Source organism: Giesbergeria sinuosa (assembly GCF_042652905.1).
GTDB lineage: Bacteria > Pseudomonadota > Gammaproteobacteria > Burkholderiales > Burkholderiaceae_C > Simplicispira > Simplicispira sinuosa.
The window spans coordinates 57,173-79,025 of record NZ_JBHSHJ010000009.1 but is presented as its reverse complement, the minus strand read 5'-3'; the positions used below and the strand labels follow the sequence as shown (position 1 = coordinate 79,025).

Below are 21,853 nucleotides of genomic sequence, written 5' to 3'. Positions count from 1 at the left end.
TTTCTATGACACTGAATCTCAAAAGCCTGCGAATTCACATTATTGCCTTGCTTGGCATGGTAATGTTTTTGGTCATGCTGGTTGCCGTCTTTCGGGCCTACGAACGGCGCTCGTCAGATATTTCTAAAGCACTGCTGCAACTTCAAACCCAGACAGATGCCATAGCCATACAGCAACGACAGTTACTACAAGGCATCAACACGCTGGCTAATACGATTTTAGTTAATCGAGATTTAGGCTCTTTGAATTCACGGCAGTCCTGCATTGATACACTAGCCCGTTTTCAAGAGTGGAACCATGCCCTCGAAAGCGCCTCTATCCTCACCCCCGATGGTGAAATGCGCTGCTCTACTTTGGCCAATCAATCTCAATTCAGGGGAGAAATTTCTCGAAAATTCTTACAGCATGTGCAACGTAGCATTTATCCCGTACAGCATGACCCCATGGTATCTGGAATGACTGAAAAATGGTCATTACCGATTGCGGTCTCTTTACGCAATGGCACTGACCCACCCAAAGGCATTTTACTTTTATCTTTTAATTTGGATTTTCTTCGTATACAGTTTCAGAACAATCCGTTGCAATCCTTGATGCGCATGGGAGTTGTTGATCAGCGAGGTACTGTATACACCCATTATCCAGATCCTGCCCGCATGGTGGGTCAAGACATCAGCCAAACTCCTTTTCATAAAAATATATTGGAAAAAGGAGGACGGGGCATAGGGGAAGAAAATGGCTTGGATGGTCAATCTCGCATCTACGCCTTCACTCCATTTATAGAGACGCCTTCAGGCACAATTTATGTTTGGGTCAGTGTTTACAAGAAAACTGCTACTCTTGTAGCGAATCAACAATTTCAAGAAGCTATTTTTGTAGGGTTTATTCTAACCGCCTCCTCTTTTTTACTGATCTGGCTTGGCAGTGAAAAACTATTCCTGCAACCATTGGCTGCAATTACAAATGCAGCCAAACGTTTAAGCCAAGGCGACTATCTTTCACGCACCGGAATTCCACATGACTCTAGTGAAATTGGACAATTAGCAACCACATTTGACGACATGGCTCTGGCCATGATGGATAAATCAGAAATTTTGCGCTTAAACCGAACATTGCGTGTATTAAGCAGTGTAAGCAGCACCATCATTCAAGCAAAAAATGAAGAGGATCTTTTACAAAAAATCTGCCAAGTTATTGTTGACACAGGAGATTATTCACTGGCATGGATAGCTTTCCGAAAAAATAGCACAGAAAAAGAAATGAGAATTGTTGCGCATTATGGTGCAAATATAGATATCTTAAAAAAGATTCCTCTCAGCTGGGGTGGTGGCGAATACGGCCACGGCCCGAGCATGCGTGCATTTACTTCGGGCTCTATCGAACTGGTACACCATTTAGAAAAAGACCCTGGTATCGGCCCATGGCGCCAGATTGTAAAAGAACGTGGCTACCGTTCAGTCATAGCCCTACCCCTGAAAGAGCATGGAGATTCATTTGGCATATTGTCCATTTACTCCACCCAAACCAATGCCTTCTCTCCAGAAGAAGTAGAACTTCTGGAGAAAATGACAGAGGAATTAACATTTGGTATCTCTAATCATCGTGCTCATCAAGACCGTGCGCGCGCTGAAGAGCTTTCTGCCCGTCAAAGAAGATTTGATCTTGCCACAGGCCTACCCAACTCTATTGAACTTGATTTACAGCTTTCTAAATTTATTAATGATGCCAAAAGATCTGGCGAAGAATTATCCATCATTATTCTTAAAATAGAACGCGTTTCTGATATTCAAGACGCCATAGGATTTTTTGGCGCCGACACCATTACCAAACAAGTTGGCATTTTATTGGCTCAAGAAGTAGGGCCAATTTATTATGTCGCCCGCATTTCACACGACGTTTTCTCCATCATTATTCCGATATCTATCGAGCATCCAAACAAAGCGGCCATTCGCCTGCATACTTTATTTGAAAAACCGTTTGAATACTCTGGAATTCCTATCGATGTGCAGATAACTATCGGAATTGCACTTTTTCCGAAACATGCCAGTGATCCAGACACATTACTGCGCCTTGCCACTATTGCAACACGACAAGCCATCGTCGAAGAGAATTGGTTCTCTTTTTACAGCGACCGCTTAGAGAAAGGAAAAATTGGTCAATTAACTTTATTGTCTAATCTACGCAAGGCCATTCGGGAAGGTGAATTAATTCTTAATTATCAACCCAAGGTATGTACGACCACTATGGCAGTGACTGGTGTAGAAGCACTGGTGCGCTGGAAGCATCCAGAGCGCGGAATGATTCCACCGAACGACTTCATACCTTTGGCAGAACAGACTGGCCTCATTAAACCTCTGACTTACAAAGTCTTGGCGATTGCTATGCAGCAAGCAGCCCAATGGAAAAAATCAAAAACAACCGTTCGGATTGCCGTTAACATTTCTCCCAACTGCTTACGAGACACTAATTTCTCTCAAAGATTAACAGAAATGTCAGAACAGTTTAACATTCAATTAAACTATTTTGACCTCGAAATCACCGAAACCGCACTCATGGAAAACCCGGAGGAATTTCGAGAAATACTGGTTAATTTATCAAAAGTTGGCATGAATGTTTTTATTGATGATTTTGGCACGGGATACTCATCGCTGGCTTATCTGGCAAAACTACCTATTCATGCCTTAAAACTTGATCGCTCGTTCATCATACAAATGGACGACACCAAGCATGAGTTAATTGTAGCCAACACAATCACACTGGCACACTCCCTCGGCATCAAAGTAGTCGCAGAGGGTGTAGAAACTGAAAATTCTGTCAACCACCTCAAACAAAGGGGTTGCGATGAAATTCAAGGCTATATTTACAGCAAACCGTTGGCTGCAGATGATTTTTTACAGTGGCATCGATTATTTCAAGACTCTTTTTCTGCCTGATTCAAAAAATACATCATTGCTGCTCGACCAGCCCACTGAATCGATGACACTCTAATCTTAAAATATATCGAATCCCCTGAAGCTGCACGCAATCTGTATTTGCGTACACCTTCAAAACGATGTTCCGCACCTGCTTGCTGAAATTGCTGCAATAGTAATGCACGGTCTTCTAAAACAAGAAAATCGATAAATGGCCGCCCAATCATGCTGTCAATAGCATACCCCAACATCTGTCGGATCTTTGGATTAGCCATACAAATGACAGCATCCTGCACCACGCATACGCCTTCACTACTGTCTTCAATCACTTTCACAAAACGCCTTTCTGCTTCTGCCAAAGCGCGCTCTGTATCACGGCGCATATCTTCTGCCATCGCATTACTCGACTTCAGATCCGTCAACTGCTCCATAATTGTGGGCGCAGCGGAAAGGTTATTTTCTTTTGCAACTGCCGAACTTGGTGCATTGACCAGTTGATGCAAATCAGCAACAGACCCCCCGACAATTGCACGAAAACTGCGGCGTACCTGCCAAAGCAACCACAACAGCCCTACCCCACAGATAGAAAATGCCACCATCAATACATTTGCACTGATCTTAGATTTTCGTACATCATTGTCTGTACGCCCATCCACCATCTGATTAAAATCAGCAATCGGCTGCATGATATTAAACTTTGCTTGATGGTACAAATCGTTATGCAGCATCTCAATAGCAGACCAACGCTGCAATGAGCTTTTCTCACTGGCATCGGTCAATCGCATAGCCATGCGCTCAATACTTACCAGTTGATCAGATTTATTTTTTGCATCTGACAACTTTCTTAATTCATCTCCTGTAAATCCAGCTTGATTCATACGCTGAATCAATGGCGCTATCTCTCCTTTTGAAGAAGGTCTTTTTCCACCCAAGGCCAGATCCCAATACACATTCTCATAACCAATAGGCCGTGGCGCAATACCATTGCGTATATCTAATATTTCTTGATAGTTCTCTTTGTATTGAACGTCCCCCGTGACGGCATAGGTTCGCATCATGCGCGTCAGATCATCGGATGACTGACGCAACTCAGAGGCCAACTGCCACGAATGGAGCCGTTGCTCATTGGCAGCAATGAGCCGTGATACCGAAAACGCATAGGCACCAAACAAAGCAGCACAAACAACGCACATGGCTACGGTGAGCCAAAAAATCATCGTAAAACGATAAAGCCGCTGTGTCGTCACTACGTTCTCCCCATCCATTACCTTGTCAGGCAGGGTGGATCATGCAGCACATTTCCTATGGGTCTCAAAGGGTTTATACCCATCACCGCAGCTCTAATGTGCAGCTATCGCCCACGGCGTCACGCCAAACACGCACGCGGCTGGGTGCTGGCTGCATATCGGCCAGCGCCTTGGCAATAAACAGGCACAAATTCTCCAGCGTGGCTGGCCCCAAGTCCGGCACTTCATCGAGCAAATGGTGGTCGAGTTGCTCGCGCAGCAACGAGAGGCGCTGACGCAGATGCCCAAGGTCTATCACCATGCCACTGACGGGGTGGCGCGGCCCAGTAATAGACACTTCGGCATGGTAGGTATGGCCGTGGATACGGCGGCTGCCTTCGGCCTCAATCTCGCGTTGCAGGGTGTGGGCGGCGTCAAAGAAAAAACGTTGGCTGACAGTAAATTGCATGGTGATGGTGTCAACGAATACCAGTGAGTTTGTGGGTTTGCAGGCTCAAGCGCCAAGCCGGGCGTTGCAGGCAGGTTTCAATGCACTGGGCGATGTGTTGCGCCTGCTGGCTATCGTCCAAAGGCTGCAAGAAGCGGTGCTCAAACTGCCCCATCGTTTCGAGTTGTGCCAAATCCAGCCCCACTTGGGGCCAGACCACTTTCAGTTCTTGACCTTGCTGCTGCACCCAATCGGTGCCTGCCTTGGGACTGACGCACAGCCAGTCAATGCCGGGCGGCGCCAGCACAGTACCATTGGTCTCTACAGCAATCCGAAAGCCCTGCTGGTGCAAGGCATCTATCAAGGCCGTATCTACTTGCAGTAATGGTTCACCGCCCGTCAACACCACCAAGCGATGGTGTGCATCCTCGGCAGGCCAGAGCGCAGCGATCTGACCGGCCAAGGCGGTGGCGTTGTCAAACTTGCCACCCAAGGTGCCATCCGTGCCGACAAAGTCGGTATCACAAAAACGGCACAAAGCACTGGCACGATCTGAAGCACGGCCACTCCAGAGATTGCAGCCAGCAAAGCGACAAAACACGGCGGGCCTGCCAGCTTGGGCGCCTTCGCCTTGCAGGGTGTAAAAAATTTCCTTGACGGAGTAGCTCATGGGGGTGTGGTTATATCTTCCGTGGCACGATGCTAGGGGCGTGCGAGTCTATGCTATGCAGCCCCTCCAAGTACACCCCGTCCACCAGCCCCATAAGATCGGCAGGGCCACTCACCCCCGACCAACCTCTCATCTACCGACCAGCGATCCCGCGCCTGCCCCGCCATGTCTACCGACAACCACAGCCATCATGACCGGAACGACTCCCTCACAGACACGGCACGATTCTGGAGCCTGCTGTGCATTTGACTGCCAAGATCGATTTTTCTGACCCGCATGGCGGCCCTGACGCAACCCGCCTGCGCCATGCTTTTGGCACTCCACAACATATTCTGACCGCCACCACATGGTCAGAGGTGCCTGCCGTGCTCGATGGCGTACAGGCGGCCGCAGAAAAAGGCGCTTGGTGCATAGGCTACCTGCGCTATGAGGCAGCAGGTGCTTTTGATATAGCCCTGCGTACCCACCCCGCTGATGGCCCACTGGCTTGGTTTGCCGTGTATGGGCAGGCACTGCCTTGGCCAGAAGACCACCCCACCATCCCCCCAGCGCCCACCTTGCACTGGAGTGCTCCTGCACAACGGCCAGTGTTTGATGCGGCCCTGCACCAGATTCAACAAGCCATTGCCAATGGCGAGTATTACCAAGTCAACTACACCGCGCAGATGGTGGCCGCTATAGATGGCATGGCGCACGGTGCCGCGCCCGCATTGTTTGCCGCCTTGCAACGGGCACAACCGGGGGGCTATGCAGCCTATATCGATACAGGCCATGAGCAGGTGCTGTCGGTATCGCCCGAACTGTTCTTTGACTGGCACAGCCAGCCCCACGGGGGGGAGATACTGGCCCGGCCCATGAAGGGAACAGCCCCACGGGGCCACACACCCGAACAAGACACCGCCCAAGCCACCGCCTTGCGCAACAGCCCCAAAGAACGTGCAGAAAACGTCATGATCGTAGACCTGCTGCGCAACGACCTCTCGCGCCTTGCCACCCCCGGCAGTGTGCAAGTGCCACGGCTCTTTCATACCCAAGCCCTGCCCGCGGTTTGGCAAATGACCTCGGATGTGCAGGCACACACCCGTGCTGGCACCAGCTTGGCACAGGTGTTTGGTGCCTTGTTTCCGTGCGGTTCCGTCACCGGCGCGCCCAAAGTGCGGGCCATGCAGGCGATTGCCGCGCTAGAGACGGGGCCACGGGGTATTTATTGCGGTGCGCTGGGTGTGGTGCGGCCCCTAGGCGATGGCAGCATTCATGCCACGTTTAACGTCCCCATCCGCACCGTGGTACTCCAAGGCAATCAAGCACGCTGCGGTATTGGCAGCGGCATCACCGCAGGCTCCCAAGCCAGTGCAGAATGGAACGAGTGGCGCCACAAACGCGCCTTTGTGGAGCAAGCAAGCATGTCTTTTGACCTTCTGGAGACCTTGGCACTGGAAAATGGCCAATGGCGTCATGGCACTGACCATCTGGCCCGATTGCACCGTGCGGCCCAGCATTTTTCTTACCCTTGGGATGCCCCCCGCATCCACCAATGCTTGGCAGATCTGGCGCAAGCCCAACCACAGGGGAACTGGCGCGTACGTTTGTTGCTCGATTCCAGTGGTCAACCCAGTGCCCAAGCTTTTACGCTAGAAGCATCCCCCCCACAGGTGCGCCTGCAACTGGCTACACAGCCACTGGCAGAGGCGCACAGCCCCTTTGTGCACCATAAAACCACCCACCGCGCACACTACGATGCCTTCACACCCACATTGGCAGGCATCTACGATACGGTGTTGTACAACGAAGAAGGCGAAATCACCGAATGCACCCGAGGCAATGTAGCCATGCTGCTGGATGGTCAATGGGTCACCCCGGCATTGCACTGTGGCTTGCTGCCCGGCGTGGGGCGCGCGGTGGCCCTGCGCAACGGGCGCCTGCGCGAGGCGGTGGTCAGGCTGGAGGACAGGCCACGCATACAGGCATGGGCATTTCTGAACAGCCTGCGCGGCTGGATCGCTGCCGAGCTGATCTAAGCGCGGGCACCCAGCAGTAGACGATGGCACAGGGAGGCAGTGATGGATGAACTCGATGGAATCCTCAAGGGTCTGATCATCATGGCCATGATCACCGTGGCCGTGGTGGTGTGGTTTTTGGTGGCCTCCTTGGCGGGGGAATACTTTGACCATAAACCCGTGGTGCCCGACGAGCCAGAAGAAAAAGAAACACCACCCGCAGCCCCGGCAGCCCATGTGGCAACGGCGGCGGCGGTATCACGGCCCGCACTTGATCGCACGCCCGCTGATCCGCGCCTGCTGGCTGCGGTGTCAGCACGCAACTGGGCAGCGGCCCACCAATTGTTGCGTGCTGGGGTTTCGCCTCGGGGAGTAGATACCCAAGGACATTCGCTGTTGGACTTGGCGCTGCACAAAAAGGATGAGCAAATGGTGCAACTGCTCAAATCGCATGGGGCCAAGCGCAGCAGCTAAGCCCCATTGCCCTGTTTACAGCCTATCCTTGATATAGGAAGGGCGATCCATATCGACAATTTCTACGCTCAACTGCACCACCAGCCCCTCGGGCTGGGGTGTGAGGCGGCGCAACACAGCAGCAATGCGCTGCGAGAAGTCGAGCTTGGCCTCGGGGCTGCGGCCCGAGAGCAAACGCAATTGGACATGCACAAAAGCCCGGCCCGCGGTTTGGGTGCCCACAGCGTAAGACGCATGGGCCACACAGCGGCTCTTGAGGTCAAACTCGTCGGCAATCTCTGGGCTGGCGGTGACGGTCTGGTTGAGCTCGGCCAGCATTTGGGCTTCAGGGAAACCGCTCAGGTTACTGGAGTATTCAACGGTCAGGTGGGGCATGGTCAGCTTTCAGCGGGCATCAGAGTTGCTGGGTGGGCACATGGTGGCGCAGCTCGGTCTGGCGGTTGTTGTCATCGACAAACACCAGTTCTGGCTCGTGCGTTTTCACCTGGTCTTCGTGCACTTGGGCAAAGGCTGCAATGATGAGCAAATCGCCCACACAGGCACGACGTGCTGCCGAGCCGTTGACAGAGATCATGCCGCTGCCACGCTGGCCCTTAATGGCGTAGGTGACAAAACGCTCGCCGTTGTCGATGTTCCAGATATGCACCTGTTCGTTTTCGGCAATGTTGGCAGCGTCGAGCAGGTCTTCGTCAATGGCGCAGGAGCCTTCGTAGTGCAACTCGCAATGCGTGGTCTTGACACGGTGAATTTTGGATTTGAGCAAGGTACGGAACATGATGGATACGTCCAATTTCAGTGGGTAAGGGGAGGAACAAGAATGGTGGGGGCCGCCGGTGCGGCCAGACTGGGGTAATCACGGCTGTAGTGCAAGCCTCGGCTTTCACGGCGCATCTGGGCCGAGCGCACGATCAGGTCGGCCACCTGCACCAGATTGCGCAGCTCCAGCAGGTCACGCGTGACATGAAAATGGGCATAAAACTCTTGGATTTCTTCTTGCAGTAGCCGAATCCGGTGTGCAGCCCGCTCTAGGCGCTTGTTGGTGCGCACTATGCCCACATAGTCCCACATAAAGCGGCGCAATTCATCCCAATTGTGCGAAATCACCACAGCCTCGTCGGCGTCTTGCACCCGGCTATCGTCCCAGCGTGGCAGGGCCGGAATCAACGAGCGCGGTGCAGCAGCAATAGCTTGGGCGGCAGCACGGGCAAACACCATGCACTCCAGCAACGAGTTGCTCGCCAGCCGGTTAGCCCCATGCAAGCCGGTACAGGCCGCTTCGCCCACGGCATACAGGCCGGGCAGGTCGGTGCGCCCGGCCAGATCGGTCAGGATACCACCGCAGGTAAAGTGGGCACTGGGCACGACTGGAATCGGGTCTTGGGTGATGTCAATGCCCAACTCGGCGCAGCGCGCCAAGATGTTGGGGAAATGCTCCTGCAAAAACTCCGGACTCTGGTGCGAAATATCCAAATACACGCAATCGAGGCCGTGCTTTTTCATCTCAAAGTCGATAGCCCGGGCCACGATGTCGCGCGGGGCCAATTCGGCACGGGGGTCGTGGGCCAACATAAAGCGGGTGCCATCGGGCAATTTGAGCTGACCGCCTTCACCACGCACCGCCTCACTGATCAAAAAAGATTTGGCGTGCGGGTGGTAAAGGCTGGTGGGGTGGAACTGGATAAACTCCATGTTTGCCACCCGGCAACCTGCACGCCACGCAGCGGCAATGCCATCGCCGGTCGAGGTGTCAGGGTTGGTGGTGTAGAGGTACACCTTGCCCGCGCCACCAGTAGCCAACACCGTTTGTGGCGCGCGGAAAGTAATCACCTCGTCGGTTTGCTCATCCAGCGCATACAAACCCAGACAGCGTTGCCCCGCCAGCCCCAGCTTTTGGCTGGTAATCAAATCAACCAGCGTGTGGTGCTCAAACAGCGTGATGCCCGGCGTAGCACGCACCACATCAATCAGCGTCTCTTGCACCGCCGCGCCGGTGGCATCGGTAACGTGGGCTATGCGCCGGGCGCTGTGGCCGCCTTCGCGCGTGAGGTGCAGCTGTTCGCCCTCTAGCGTGAAGGGCACCCCCAAATCCCGTAGCCAACCGATGGCCGCTGGGGCGTTTTCCACCACAAAGCGCGTGCTGGCCAAATCACACAGCCCGGCCCCAGCCACCAGCGTGTCTTCAATGTGGGCGGCAAAGCTGTCGCCATCGGCCAGCACTGCCGCAATACCCCCTTGTGCCCATGCACTGGAGCCATCGTGCATGGTGCGTTTGGTGATCACGGCCACGCGGTGCGTAGCGGCCAGATGCAAGGCGGCAGACAAACCAGCCAAGCCACTGCCCACAATCAGAACATCAAAATCGTGTGAAGCCATAAAGAATAGAAATAAGAAAAGAGCGCCCACCAAGGGCACGGCATGGAGGCATCAGACAGGCGTATAAGCCAACCTGACATAGATGGGGGCAAAGGCTTCGGCCTGGGTGATTTCGATCAGCGTTTCTTTGGCCAGTTCCAGCAAGGCAATGAAAGTGACGACCAACACGGTACGGCCTTGGGCCGGATCGAACAACGCTTCAAACTCGACAAAACGCCGCCCTTGCAAGGCGCGCAGCACTTGGCCCATGTATTCGCGCACGCTCAGTTCTTCGCGGCTGATGCGGTGATGTTGTACCAAAGTGGCCCGTTGCAGGATGTCGCGCCAAGCCATTTGCAAATCGGCCACGCACACCTCGGGTAGGCGCTGTTGCAGGCTTTGCCCCATCACGGCCTGTGCAACCCAAAAGTCACGCCCCTGCTGTGGTGCTTGGCCCAACTGCACAGCAGCGCCTTTGATCTGCTCATACTCTAGCAGGCGGCGCACCAGCTCGGCACGGGGGTCTTCTACCTCGTCGCCGCTGTCGGCTTTGCGCACCGGCAGCAACATGCGCGATTTGATCTCGATCAGCATGGCAGCCATCAGCAGGTACTCGGCGGCCAGCTCTAAATTCCGGCTGCGAATCTCTTCGACATACGCCAAATACTGGCGTGTGAGCGCCGCCATTGGAATATCGAGGATATTGAAATTCTGCTTGCGAATCAGGTACAACAGCAAGTCGAGCGGGCCTTCAAAGGCGTCGAGCATCACCTCCAGCGCATCGGGCGGGATATACAGATCGGCAGGCAACGCAAACAAAGGCTGACCATACAGGCGTGCCAAGGCTGCGCTGTGGCTATCGACAGACTCTACAGGCACGGCCGCATCTGCCAAGGCCACTGGGGGCAGCTTGGCAGACATATTGGCAGGGAGACTGCCCATTATTGGCTCATGCCTCTATCGCCTGAATCGCTGGGGGCACAGGGCGCACCCATACCAACGACTTTGCTGTGCTTACAAATCCTTGCTGGGACTGGCTTGGTAGGGATAGGGCTTTTGTGCCACACGGCCAGCATCGTAGTCTTGCCAGACTTCGCGATCCACCTCCTTATCCCACAGCAGGGCGCGGCCTGCCACTTGCTGGGCGTCCAACTCGGGGCGCTGGGCCTTGAGCTGATTGATGAACTGTGTCGCGTCGGACATGTAATGGGGGCGGGCAAAGATGGACATGGACTGGGTTAACCTCTCTGACCTGAATTTTACTGGGGTAGCGCGATGCCGTCTTTCAAACACCTTGCAAGCACCGTTGTCATGGGTTGCGCCCTGCTGGCCCTGAGCGGCTGCGACCCCCAGCGCATCAGCGAACTTGAGGAGGGACTATCGACCGAAGTGGATGTGCGCGACCGCTTTGGCGTGCCCGACCATGTGTGGGATGAAGGCGGCGGCAGCCGCACGCTGGAATACAACCGCCAGCCCGCCGGAATGCGCAATTACATGATCACCATTGGCCCCGATGGCAAGATGAGCGCCCTGCGCCAAGTGCTCACGCCAGAGAACTTTGCCCGCATCACCCCCGGCATGGGCATGGACGAGGTGCGCAAGCGCCTGGGCAAACCCGCCAAAGTCACGCCCTTGGCACTACAGAATGAAACCCACCATGATTGGCGTTTTTTGGAACCACCCCATACGCCCATGCTGTTTACGGTGGTGACAGATAAGCAACTGCGGGTGTTGCGCACGCAAATAGGGCCAGACCCCCATACACAACAGGGTGGGGGGCGCTGAGGAGTGCCCCCCATGCCCCACACCATTCACCCGCACGAAGTGGAATTCAGCGCGGTGCGCGCCCAAGGGCCGGGCGGCCAAAACGTCAATAAGGTCTCTAACGCCATCCATTTGCGCTTTGATATTGGCCGCTCCTCTTTGCCGCCCACCGTGAAGGAGAAGCTGCTGCAATGGCAAGACCAACGCATCACCAAAGATGGCGTGATCATCATCAAAGCACAGTCCTCCAGCAGCCGCGAGCAAAATAAGGCAGAAGCACTGGCACGCCTTGCTGAACTCATTGCCAAAGCCTCTGTGGTGTTGCCAGTGCGGCGCGCCACCAAGCCAACCTTGGCCTCTAAGCGGCGGCGGCTGGAGGGCAAATTGCTGCGCTCTGGCATCAAATCCAGCCGGGGCAAGATAGCCTTGTAGGCAGACAAAACCGCCAAACCCGTACGCCCACCACTGTGCGCCACAGGGCTTGCGGCAAGTGGCACCAGTTGCCAATCCTGCGTGGTTTTTCCACCATAGTTGTTTGATATCACTATTTGTTACCGATAGCCATGCCTAGACCCCGCTACGATGGGAGATTATTTCTCGGGCAGCGCGCCGGGCGCCTGTCATCTCTCCTTGCGTTCCATAGGTGTCCATGCAGCAATTCAGCGCCGAATCTGTTCTCGCCCTGGCCCCCGATGCGGCCTCGGCCAAAGCCGCCAATGGGCTGACCAAACCGGGGCAGTGGCCTCTGTTGGGTGCCAGCGATGCCGCCGTCTGGGGCGAATGCCAAGGCAGCAGCCGCTACCAAACACAGGTAGACTTGTCTGGCCCCTCGTTTCGCTGCTCCTGCCCCAGTCGCAAGTTTCCATGCAAACATGGCTTGGCACTGCTGCTACTGTGGGCCAAGAACCCAAGCCAGTTTCAACAAGGCTCCCCCCCCACTTGGGTGAGCGAATGGCTGGCCTCGCGCACCGAACGCAGCCAGAAAAAAGAAGAAAAACAGCGCGAAAAAGCGGCCGAGAAGGCTGCCGACCCCCATGCTGCCGAAGCAGCCCTCAAGAGCGCCCAAAAACGCTGGAGCCGCATTGACAAGGGGGTGGCCGAATTGCAGCAATGGCTGCTTGACCAAGTAGCCCAAGGGCTGGGCCACCTCACTCCCGCCAGCCACGAGGCGTGGGAGAGCATGGCCGCCCGCTTGGTGGATGCGCAGGCACCGGGGCTAGCGCAACGTGTGCGCTATGCCGCCGCTGCCTTGCTCGATGGCCCGCAATGGCCCGAAAACGTGCTGCGCCGCCTCGGGCTGCTGCAACTGGCCTGCCATGCCATCCAGCGCCGTGATGCCTTGGACGAAGGTGCCAGCGCCGATCTGCGGGCGCTCATGGGCTGGCCCATCGATAAAGACACCGTATTGGCACAAGCCACCAAAGTGAGTGACCAATGGCAGGTGCTGGGCGTGGTTCAAGAAGAGCGCGACAACAACCTGATCGAGCGCCGGGTTTGGCTGCATGGCGTGCAAACGGGGCAGCGGGCCTTGGTGTTAGACCATATCTTTCCGGGTCGGGTGTTTGAGCAGTCATGGATGGCACTGAGCCAAGTGCAGGCCACACTGGCGTTTTATCCCAGCGCCGCACCACTGCGGGCCTTGGTGGTGCAAACCGAAGCCATCACACCCGCCGCCGACCAACCGCCCCCGCCTACCAGCACCCCAGCACAAGAATGGCAAGCCGTGGCACAGCGTGTGGCGGCCAACCCTTGGGGCAGCCTGCACCCGCTGCGCTGCCACAACACCACCCTGACTTCTGACGGTGAGCGGTTTCACCTGCACTGGGATGATGTAGCACTGCCACTACAACTGCACCTCAACGATGGCTGGGCCTTGTTGGCGCTCAGTGGCGGCCACCCTCTCACGGTGCAAGGCGAGTGGGACGGCAGCAGCCTGCGCCCACTCACTGCCCACAGCCCCGAAGGTTTCTGGATATGGAGTCCCGTCTGACATGAGCACCCCGCAAGCCTCCAGCCCCTGGAAAACCCTGCTGCCCCCAGCAATGGTGGGCACCGACAAAAAGCCCTTGCAGATGCCCATGCTGGAGGGCGCTGTAGGCCAATTGCTGGCACAGCTCCAGGCCCCAACCAGCCCTCCAGCGCAAGTCCTATTGCAAGCAGCAGGGGTCTTGACCGTCTGCGAACGCGCAGGCCAACGGCCTGTAGCGGCGTCCACACCTGCCAGCCACGGCGTGGCAGCTACCGACACCTTGCAACAACCGCTGCAAGACAAGGCGCTCAAAGACACAACGCGCTGGCTATTGACCGATGCGCCACAACGACTGCAAATCGACTGGTTCCAACAGATGGCCGCTGCGGGTTGGCGCCTACCCGCCACCCTACTGCCACTGGCACTAGACACCGCCCAGCGCGCCAGCGCCCTGCGCCCTGCGGTGGGAGGCGTCTTGGGCGAGCGAGGCCGCTGGCTGGCACGGCACCACAGCGCCTGGCGCTATGCTGCAGGCAGTACCGACAGCGCCCCACCCGACACCCGCTGGCAAGAAGGCACCCTGGCCCAACGCCTGCAATTGCTACGCCAAGAACGCCAAACCCAACCCGGCGCCGCCCGCGAACGCCTGCAAGCCAGTTTGTCTGATTTGCCCGCCAAAGAGCGGGCCGAACTGTTGGCGGTGTTACAAACCGGTTTATCTGCCGACGATGAAGCCTTGCTCACCACACTGGCCAGCCAAGACCGCAGCCGGGACGTGCGCCAAACCGCCCGCACCCTGCTGGTGCAATTGCCCAACAGCGCCATCACCCAAGCAGCCATTGGGCGCTTGCAAGCCTGTATCCAAGCATCCACCAAAAAGGCCGGTTGGACTATTGCCCCCCCAGAGGCCGCCGACCCCGATTGGAAAAACCACGGTATTGACGCCGAACGCCCCACCCACGAGCGTTTGGGTGAACGTGCTTGGTGGCTGTACCAACTAGCCCGGCAGGTGCCCTTGGCTTGGTGGGAACAACACACCGGCATGACCCCCGAAGCCTTGCTGCAATGGGCGCGCAAGGGCGATTGGACAGAAGCCCTGGTACGTGCTTGGTGGGAAGTGCTGCGCCCAGCCCCGGTGGTGGCATGGTGCCATGCCTTTCTGGAGCACTGGCCCGGCAAGGCCATGCCAGAATCCCCCGCCGCTGTGCTGGCGCTGCTATCGACAACCCAGCGCGAACCCTACTGGCAGCGCACGCTGGAATCCATCCACAAGCCGCAACAGGGCAACCTTGAGGAAGTCATGCAGCAAATAGTGGCTGCCTACCCGCCTGGGCAGTACCTGTCAGCGCCACTATCGCAACTGCTGGTGGAGAAGCTATCGCTCTACCAGCCACGCTACTACTACCAATTGCAACTGGCGGATGTGTGCTGCGTGCTCCACCATGATGCTTTGGCGCCCCTGTTGGCACTGGCCCAACACTCCAGCCAACACGAAGGCAAACCCACCGAAGCCTTGGCACAAGCACTGCGCCAACAGCTGCCCGTGCTCATGGCACGGCAGACCATGGCTCGCCTGCCCCGCGCCTGACATTTTTCGTCTTCAGTCCAGCCCTCACCCGAATCCCTCGCACCCAAGGAAATCCATGAGCACCGCCAACGCCCTGCGCCAACACGCTGAATACCAATTTGCCCACGAACTCGAAGAGCTGAAAAAAGTAGACAAACACCCGCGCCCGGCCAATTGGGTGTTGTCGCCGTGGGCCGTGGTGTCGTACCTGATGGGCGACAAACTCGACAACGGTTTTGAACTCAGTGCCAAATACATCGGCAGCCGCCGCTTGATGGAAATTGCCGTCTCTACCTTAGCGACCGACCGCGCCTTGCTGCTCTATGGCGTGCCCGGCACAGCCAAATCGTGGGTGTCGGAGCATCTGGCGGCAGCCGTCAGTGGCAACTCCACCTTGCTGATTCAAGGCACCGCCGGCACGAGCGAAGAACAACTGCGCTACGGCTGGAACTACGCCCAACTGCTGGCGCACGGCCCGTCTGAAAAAGCCTTGGTGCCCAGCCCGCTGATGAATGCCATGAAAGACGGCAAAATCGCCCGCGTGGAAGAGCTGACCCGCATCCCGGCCGATGTGCAAGACTCGCTCATCACCGTGCTGTCAGAAAAAACCCTGCCCATTCCCGAACTAGGCTCCGAAGTGCAGGCCGTGCGCGGCTTTAGCGTGATTGCCACCGCCAACAACCGCGACAAGGGCGTGAACGAACTCTCGGCCGCGCTCAAGCGCCGCTTTAACACCGTGGTGCTGCCGGTGCCCGCCTCGGAGGATGAAGAAGTCTCCATCGTCGTCAAGCGCGTGAACGAAATGGGCCGGGCCTTGCAACTGCCTGCCGAACCACCCGCGCTGAAAGAAGTGCGCCGCATTGTGCAAATTTTCCGTGAGTTGCGTAGTGGCCGCACTTTGGATGGCAAAACGCAGCTCAAATCACCCAGCTCCTCGCTCTCCACCGCCGAGGCCATTTCTGTCATCAACAACGGCATGGCGCTGGCCGGGCATTTTGGCGATGGCGTACTGCACCCGCACGATGTGGCTGCCGGACTGATTGGCGCGGTGGTGAAAGACCCGGTGCAAGATGCTGTGGTCTGGAAAGAGTACCTCGACATTGTGGTCAAAGAGCGCGAAGACTGGAAGAGCCTGTACCGCGCCTGCAAGGAACTCGAATAACAACAGGCCACCGCTGTGAGCAAAGTCCACTATTTTGGTATCCGCCACCACGGGCCGGGCTGCGCGCGCAGCTTGCTCCATGCCTTTGAGGCCCTGCAACCCGACTGCGTGCTGGTAGAAGGCCCGCCCGAAGGCGAAGGCGTGCTGGCGGCCCTGTTGTCTGAGCAGATGCAGCCCCCGGTGGCCCTGCTCAGTTATTGCCCCGATGAACCCCGGCGGGCCGTGTACCACCCGTTTGCGGTGTTCTCGCCCGAGTGGCAGGCACTGCGCTGGGCCTTGCAACGGCAAGTGCCCGCCTCCTTCATTGACCTGCCGTTGGTACACCAATTGGCTCTGGCCAAAGCGCGCGAAGAAGAGCAAGCCGCCCAAGAAGCTGTCGAAGCTGCTGTCGAAGCAACGCCCGCAGCGACGACCGAAGCCGAACCCAGTGCCGATGCCACCGCGCCCAACCAAGACAGCCCCCCCGAACCCAGCTACCGCACCGACCCCCTGAACTGGCTGGCCCAAGCCGCAGGCCATGCCGATGGCGAAAGCTGGTGGAATCACACCGTAGAAGAGCGCGGCGACGGCGAAGAACTGTTTGCTGCCATTGCCGAAGCCATGACCACACTGCGCGCCGACCTGGGCGAGCAGGCCGAAGAATCCTGCCCTTACCGTGCCCGGCGCGAACTGCTGCGCGAAGCCTATATGCGCCAGCGCGTCCGCGAGGCGGTAAAAAAGGGCCACGAGCGCATCGCCGTGGTCTGTGGTGCTTGGCATTTGGGCGGCTTGCAAACCACGGTCAAGGCCAGCGCCGACAATGCGTTACTCAAAGGGCTGCCCAAACTCAAGGTGCAATCCACCTGGGTGCCTTGGACATACCGCCACCTGAGCCGCGACAGCGGCTACGGCGCAGGCATTGAAGCCCCCGGCTGGTATGAGCACCTGTGGCTGCACGGCCAAGCCGTGGATGCCAACCCCACCACCGCCCCGCCACGCACCGTGGGTTGGCTGGCGCGTGTAGCCAAATTGATGCGCGAACGCGATTTAGACTGCTCCAGCGCCCACCTGATTGAAGCCACCCGGCTGGCCGACAGCTTGGCCGCACTGCGCCAACGCCCGCAGGCCAGTTTGGAAGAGCTGCACGAGGCCACGCGCACCGTCTTAACGATGGGCGACGATACTGCCTTAGGCTTCATTGCCGATGCCCTGCTGGTAGGCCACCGCATGGGCCAAGTGCCGCCCGACGTGCCCACCGTGCCGCTGCAAAAAGACGTAGAGCAGCAGCAAAAATCGCTGCGCCTCAAACCCGAGGCCACGCACCGCATGCTGGACTTGGACTTGCGCCAGCCCAACGACTTGGGCCGTAGCCACCTGCTGCACCGCCTGCGCCTAATAGACCTGCCTTGGGGGCGGCCCAGCAGCAACGGTAGCTCGGCCAAAGGCACTTTCCACGAAATTTGGGCACTGCAATGGCAACCCGAATTTGCGGTGCGCCTAATTGAGGCCAGCCAATGGGGCCAAACGCTGGTAGCGGCGGCCTGCGCTGCCAGTTTAGACCGCGCGCAAAAAGCCGAAACGCTGGGAGCCTTGTCGCAACTGGTGCAAGAGGTGCTGTTGGCCGACCTCGAGCCCGCAGTGCAAGCCATCACACGCATCTTAGAAAACCGCGCCGCCGTCAATGGTGACACGGTGCAGTTGCTCGAAGCCCTGCCACCACTAGCCAATGTGTTCCGCTACGGCAATGTGCGCCAAACCGACACCGGCATGGTGGCGCACATGCTCGATGGCTTGATCGTGCGTGCCGCCATCGGCTTACCGTTGGCGTGCAGCGGCATCGATGACGACAGCGCCCACACACTGCGCAGCACCATTTTGGCCGCCCACAGCGCCGTAGCCCTGCGCGATGCCGAAGAGCAAACCCAAGCCTGGCAACGCGCCCTGCGTTTGGTGGCCGAGAGCAGCACCGCCCACGAGTTGCTGCAAGGCTTGGCCGCACGTCTGTTGCTGGATGAAGGCGTGTGGCAAGGCAACGATGCTGCCACCGCCTTGTCCTTGCATCTGTCCAGCAGCACACCACCGTTGCAAGCTGCGGCTTGGCTAGAGGGCTTCCTCAACCGCAATGCGATGGTGCTCCTGCACGACAACCAACTTTGGCAACTGGTCAACGACTGGCTGTGCAGTTTGGGCGAAACCCACTTCACGCACATTTTGCCGTTGGTGCGCCGCACTTTCTCGGCCTTCAGCGCCAGCGAGCGCCAAGACTTGGGCCAGCGCGCCCGCCAAGGCGGCCACAGCACAGCCAGTGCCGCCAGCGTAACGGCCCCGCAGTGGGACGACACTTTGGCCGCGTTGCCCGTGCCACTGCTGCAAACCATTCTCGGAATTGCCCCATGACCGCCGATACCTCCGCCAGCCTAGACACCACGCCCCCCCTTAGCGAAGAAGAACGCCTGCGCCGCTGGCGCTTGGTTTTGGGTGGCGAAGCCGAAGGCAGTTGCGGCAAACTCTCGGGCCCAATGGCCGAAATGGACCAAGCCTTGGCTGCGCTGTACGATGCCGATGGCAAAAACGGCCTGGGCAAATCCTCCGAGCGCCGTGGCGGGCGCGGTGGCTCCTCGCCCAGCGTGGCCCGGTGGCTGGGCGATATTCGCAAATACTTTCCTACCCCGGTGGTGCAGGTGATGCAGCGCGATGCGCTAGAACGGCTTGACCTGCGCGAATTGCTGCTGCAACCCGAAATGCTTGAAAGCGCCCATGCCGATGTGCATTTGGTCGCCAACTTGATCGCCTTGTCGGGCGTGATTCCGGCCAGCACCAAAGAAACCGCCCGCATGGTGGTGCGCAAGGTGGTCGATGAGCTGCTGAAAAAACTCGAAGAACCCATGCGCTCCGCCGTGACGGGCGCCTTAGACCGCAGCCAGCGCAACCGCCGCCCACGCCACAGCGAGATTGACTGGAACCGCACCATCCGTGCCAACCTGCGCCACTGGCAAGAAGAGTACCGCACCATCGTGCCACAGCAACTGATTGGGTATGGGCGCAAAGCCCGCAGCCCACAGCGCGAGGTGGTGTTGTGCATAGACCAAAGCGGCTCCATGGCGGCCTCGGTGGTGTATTCCAGCATCTTTGGGGCCGTGATGGCCTCCTTGCCTGCGGTGGCTACCAAAATGGTGGTGTTTGATACCAACATCGTCGATCTGACAGAACAACTGGATGACCCCGTAGAACTGCTGTTTGGCGTGCAGTTGGGCGGCGGCACCGACATCAACGGCGCGGTGGGTTACTGCCAGTCCATCATTCGCGAGCCACGCAACACCATTTTGGTACTCATTTCGGATTTGTACGAAGGCGGTGTCGAAGCCAACTTGTTGCGCCGTGCGGCCTCGCTGGTAGAGTCGGGCGTGCAATTTATCACCCTGCTGGCCCTGAGCGACGAAGGCGCACCCTCGTATGACCGGGCGCTGGCCGCCAAGCTGGCGGCACTGGGCGTGCCCTCGTTTGCCTGCACCCCCAATGCCTTTCCCGATCTGATGGCCGCCGCCATCCGCAAAGAAGACATCAATGCTTGGGCCTCTACACAGGGGCTGGTAGCCACGCCCAAGGGCCAGCCCTAAAGCCCCGCAGTAGCCCTCTCCTCACCATCAAATCAAGGTTGGGGCGCTTTTTGCGCCGCATTCTGCGCGGCTACCCGTTGCGTAAAACCAGAACGCTCCATCAACGAGCGCGGTTGTTCCTGCGCTTGACAAAAATGCAAGACGCCACCGCGCAAGCCCACAGCCTTGAGAATCTGCTCTAGGCCATCAAGCCCAGTGGTATCCAAGGCAAACAGGCCGCTCATATCCAACACCACCTCAACCCCTTCGGGGCCAGACTCCACCGCCTGCACCATTGGATCGACCTTGGCCACTGCGCCAAAAAATAGTGCGCCATGCAGTTGCCAGATCAATCGAGGGCGTGGCCCAGCGGTGATAGCACATCCGGGTGCAGGCTCCGACAGTGGCTCTGCCCGAAACAAAGCACCCATGCGCCGCACAAACAGCACACAGGCCAGCGCCAGCCCTACCTCCACGGCCACGGTCAGATCAAACACCACGGTGAGGAAGAAGGTGCCTAGCATCAAGAGCCGGTAATGGTTGCTGAAATGTTTGAGCCGGACAAACTCGTGCCACTCCCCCATGTTCCAAGCAACAAACAACAAAATGCCCGCCAACACGGCCAGCGGAATATGCAGGGCCAGCGGCGCGGCCAGCAGCACAATGACGGCCAACACCAAGGCATGCACCATTCCAGCCACTGGGGTGGTTGCCCCAGCGCGCAAATTGGTCACCGTACGGGCAATGGTGCCCGTGACCGGCATGCCACCAAAGAAGGGCACCACCAAATTGGCGATGCCCTGCGCCATCAGTTCTTGGTTGGGGTCGTGCTTGCGGATATGCGGATCGGTGGCAAGTTGATCGGCCACCCGCGCGCACAACAAAGACTCGATGGCACCCAGCAAGGCAATGGTCAGGGTGGGGGTAGCCAACAACCGCGCCGTCTCCCACGAGAACGATGGCAAGGCAAACGCTGGCGGCTGTTGCGGAATACCGCCAAAGCGGCTACCAATGGTCTCCACCGGAAGCTCTAACAGGTAAGCCAGTGCTGTGAGCGTGACCAGCGCCACCACGGGGGCAGGTACACGGGCAAACACACGCACGGTATGCCCTTCCGCCACACGCAGCACTGGCGAGCCTTTCAGAAAAAGGCGAGGCCACAGAAAAAGCCCCCCTAGGCAGGCCAGTCCCAGCCCCAGCGCATAGACATTGATGGTATCGATATGCAGTGCCAACACATGCACCTGCGAGAAGAAATTGCCCGGCATCTTCTCGATGTCCAGCCCCCACCAATCTTTGAGCTGCGACAGGGCAATCAGCACGGCAATACCGTTGGTAAAGCCAATCACGATACTCACCGGCACAAAACGCACCAGATTGCCCATCCGAAACAACCCCAGCGCCAGCAGCAACACCCCGGCACAGGCGGTAGAGATGAGCAGGTTGGCCAGCCCGTAGCGTTCGACGATGCCATAGACAATGACAATGAAAGCCCCAGCAGGCCCGCCAATTTGCACATTGGTGCCCCCCAACAGCGACACCAAAAAGCCCCCAATGATGGCTGTCCACAGCCCCGCCTCGGGCTTGAGGCCGCTGGCAATCGCAAACGCCATAGCCAGAGGCAGCGCCACAATGCCCACGGTGGCCCCTGCACCAATATCGGTCAGCGCCCGACCACGGTCGTAACCACGCAAAGCATCCAAAGCACGGGGGCGAAAAGCAAAAGACCAGGACATACAG

Annotated in this window: 19 protein-coding genes; 10 read left to right on the top strand and 9 right to left on the bottom strand. The window is 57.7% G+C overall.

Going from position 1 to position 21,853, the window contains the following annotated elements; all coding sequences use genetic code 11:
- The first annotated feature begins 5 nt into the window (after positions 1-5).
- Positions 6-2,930, top strand: coding sequence for a bifunctional diguanylate cyclase/phosphodiesterase (locus ACFO6X_RS11660; protein WP_382433207.1), 2,925 nt, complete (start codon positions 6-8; stop codon positions 2,928-2,930).
- Here ACFO6X_RS11660 and ACFO6X_RS11655 read toward each other — a convergent pair.
- The 3 genes from ACFO6X_RS11655 to queE all read right to left on the bottom strand — a co-directional run bounded on the left by ACFO6X_RS11655 (position 2,909) and on the right by queE (position 5,253).
- Positions 2,909-4,174 carry a PAS domain S-box protein gene (locus ACFO6X_RS11655; protein ID WP_382433205.1) on the bottom strand — a complete coding sequence of 422 codons (1,266 nt, stop codon included), beginning with the start codon at positions 4,172-4,174 and terminating at the stop codon, positions 2,909-2,911. The genes ACFO6X_RS11660 and ACFO6X_RS11655 overlap by 22 nt on opposite strands.
- A gap of 64 nt (positions 4,175-4,238) precedes the next feature.
- On the bottom strand, positions 4,239-4,604 hold the full coding sequence (locus ACFO6X_RS11650; protein ID WP_382433203.1) for a 6-pyruvoyl trahydropterin synthase family protein: 366 nt from the start codon (positions 4,602-4,604) through the stop codon (positions 4,239-4,241).
- 10 nt (positions 4,605-4,614) lie between these two features.
- The gene (gene queE / locus ACFO6X_RS11645; protein WP_382433201.1) at positions 4,615-5,253 is read right to left on the bottom strand and encodes a 7-carboxy-7-deazaguanine synthase; all 639 of its coding nucleotides are present in this window, start codon (positions 5,251-5,253) and stop codon (positions 4,615-4,617) included.
- A gap of 239 nt (positions 5,254-5,492) precedes the next feature.
- Between queE and ACFO6X_RS11640 the strand changes: the two genes are divergently transcribed.
- On the top strand, positions 5,493-7,271 hold the full coding sequence (locus tag ACFO6X_RS11640; protein ID WP_382433199.1) for a chorismate-binding protein: 1,779 nt from the start codon (positions 5,493-5,495) through the stop codon (positions 7,269-7,271).
- Between the two features lie 42 nt (positions 7,272-7,313).
- Complete coding sequence (locus ACFO6X_RS11635) at positions 7,314-7,724, top strand: hypothetical protein (RefSeq protein ID WP_382433197.1); 411 nt, start codon at positions 7,314-7,316, stop codon at positions 7,722-7,724.
- Between the two features lie 15 nt (positions 7,725-7,739).
- On the opposite strand, the gene ACFO6X_RS11630 is transcribed toward ACFO6X_RS11635, so the two are convergent.
- The 5 genes from ACFO6X_RS11630 to ACFO6X_RS11610 all read right to left on the bottom strand — a co-directional run bounded on the left by ACFO6X_RS11630 (position 7,740) and on the right by ACFO6X_RS11610 (position 11,306).
- Positions 7,740-8,099 carry a 5-carboxymethyl-2-hydroxymuconate Delta-isomerase gene (locus tag ACFO6X_RS11630; RefSeq protein WP_382433195.1) on the bottom strand — a complete coding sequence of 120 codons (360 nt, stop codon included), beginning with the start codon at positions 8,097-8,099 and terminating at the stop codon, positions 7,740-7,742.
- A 19-nt stretch (positions 8,100-8,118) separates the two neighbouring features.
- A complete protein-coding gene (panD, locus tag ACFO6X_RS11625) occupies positions 8,119-8,499 on the bottom strand; it encodes an aspartate 1-decarboxylase (RefSeq protein WP_382433193.1) in 381 nt (126 codons plus the stop codon).
- A gap of 17 nt (positions 8,500-8,516) precedes the next feature.
- Complete coding sequence (nadB, locus tag ACFO6X_RS11620) at positions 8,517-10,097, bottom strand: L-aspartate oxidase (protein ID WP_382433191.1); 1,581 nt, start codon at positions 10,095-10,097, stop codon at positions 8,517-8,519.
- A 51-nt stretch (positions 10,098-10,148) separates the two neighbouring features.
- The gene (locus ACFO6X_RS11615) at positions 10,149-11,018 is read right to left on the bottom strand and encodes a segregation and condensation protein A (RefSeq protein ID WP_382433189.1); all 870 of its coding nucleotides are present in this window, start codon (positions 11,016-11,018) and stop codon (positions 10,149-10,151) included.
- A gap of 72 nt (positions 11,019-11,090) precedes the next feature.
- Positions 11,091-11,306: a DUF3460 family protein gene (locus ACFO6X_RS11610; protein WP_382433187.1), complete on the bottom strand. Its 216-nt coding sequence runs from the start codon at positions 11,304-11,306 to the stop codon at positions 11,091-11,093.
- A gap of 45 nt (positions 11,307-11,351) precedes the next feature.
- Between ACFO6X_RS11610 and ACFO6X_RS11605 the strand changes: the two genes are divergently transcribed.
- From ACFO6X_RS11605 to ACFO6X_RS11575, 7 genes are all read left to right on the top strand, one after another.
- Complete coding sequence (locus ACFO6X_RS11605; RefSeq protein WP_382433185.1) at positions 11,352-11,861, top strand: outer membrane protein assembly factor BamE; 510 nt, start codon at positions 11,352-11,354, stop codon at positions 11,859-11,861.
- Positions 11,862-11,873: 12 nt separating this feature from the next.
- A complete protein-coding gene (arfB, locus tag ACFO6X_RS11600) occupies positions 11,874-12,272 on the top strand; it encodes an alternative ribosome rescue aminoacyl-tRNA hydrolase ArfB (protein ID WP_382433183.1) in 399 nt (132 codons plus the stop codon).
- Between the two features lie 217 nt (positions 12,273-12,489).
- A complete protein-coding gene (locus ACFO6X_RS11595) occupies positions 12,490-13,830 on the top strand; it encodes an SWIM zinc finger family protein (RefSeq protein ID WP_382433181.1) in 1,341 nt (446 codons plus the stop codon).
- Between the two features lies 1 nt (position 13,831).
- Positions 13,832-15,397, top strand: coding sequence for a DUF5691 domain-containing protein (locus tag ACFO6X_RS11590; RefSeq protein WP_382433179.1), 1,566 nt, complete (start codon positions 13,832-13,834; stop codon positions 15,395-15,397).
- A gap of 55 nt (positions 15,398-15,452) precedes the next feature.
- Entirely contained in the window at positions 15,453-16,538 is a 1,086-nt protein-coding gene (locus ACFO6X_RS11585; protein ID WP_382433177.1) for an ATP-binding protein, read from the top strand.
- A 15-nt stretch (positions 16,539-16,553) separates the two neighbouring features.
- Positions 16,554-18,914 carry a DUF5682 family protein gene (locus ACFO6X_RS11580; RefSeq protein WP_382433175.1) on the top strand — a complete coding sequence of 787 codons (2,361 nt, stop codon included), beginning with the start codon at positions 16,554-16,556 and terminating at the stop codon, positions 18,912-18,914.
- The gene (locus tag ACFO6X_RS11575; RefSeq protein WP_382433173.1) at positions 18,911-20,134 is read left to right on the top strand and encodes a VWA domain-containing protein; all 1,224 of its coding nucleotides are present in this window, start codon (positions 18,911-18,913) and stop codon (positions 20,132-20,134) included. The genes ACFO6X_RS11580 and ACFO6X_RS11575 overlap by 4 nt, the downstream gene beginning before the upstream one ends.
- A gap of 32 nt (positions 20,135-20,166) precedes the next feature.
- On the opposite strand, the gene ACFO6X_RS11570 is transcribed toward ACFO6X_RS11575, so the two are convergent.
- Positions 20,167-21,849: a SulP family inorganic anion transporter gene (locus tag ACFO6X_RS11570; protein WP_382433171.1), complete on the bottom strand. Its 1,683-nt coding sequence runs from the start codon at positions 21,847-21,849 to the stop codon at positions 20,167-20,169.
- Between the last annotated feature and the right edge of the window lie 4 nt (positions 21,850-21,853).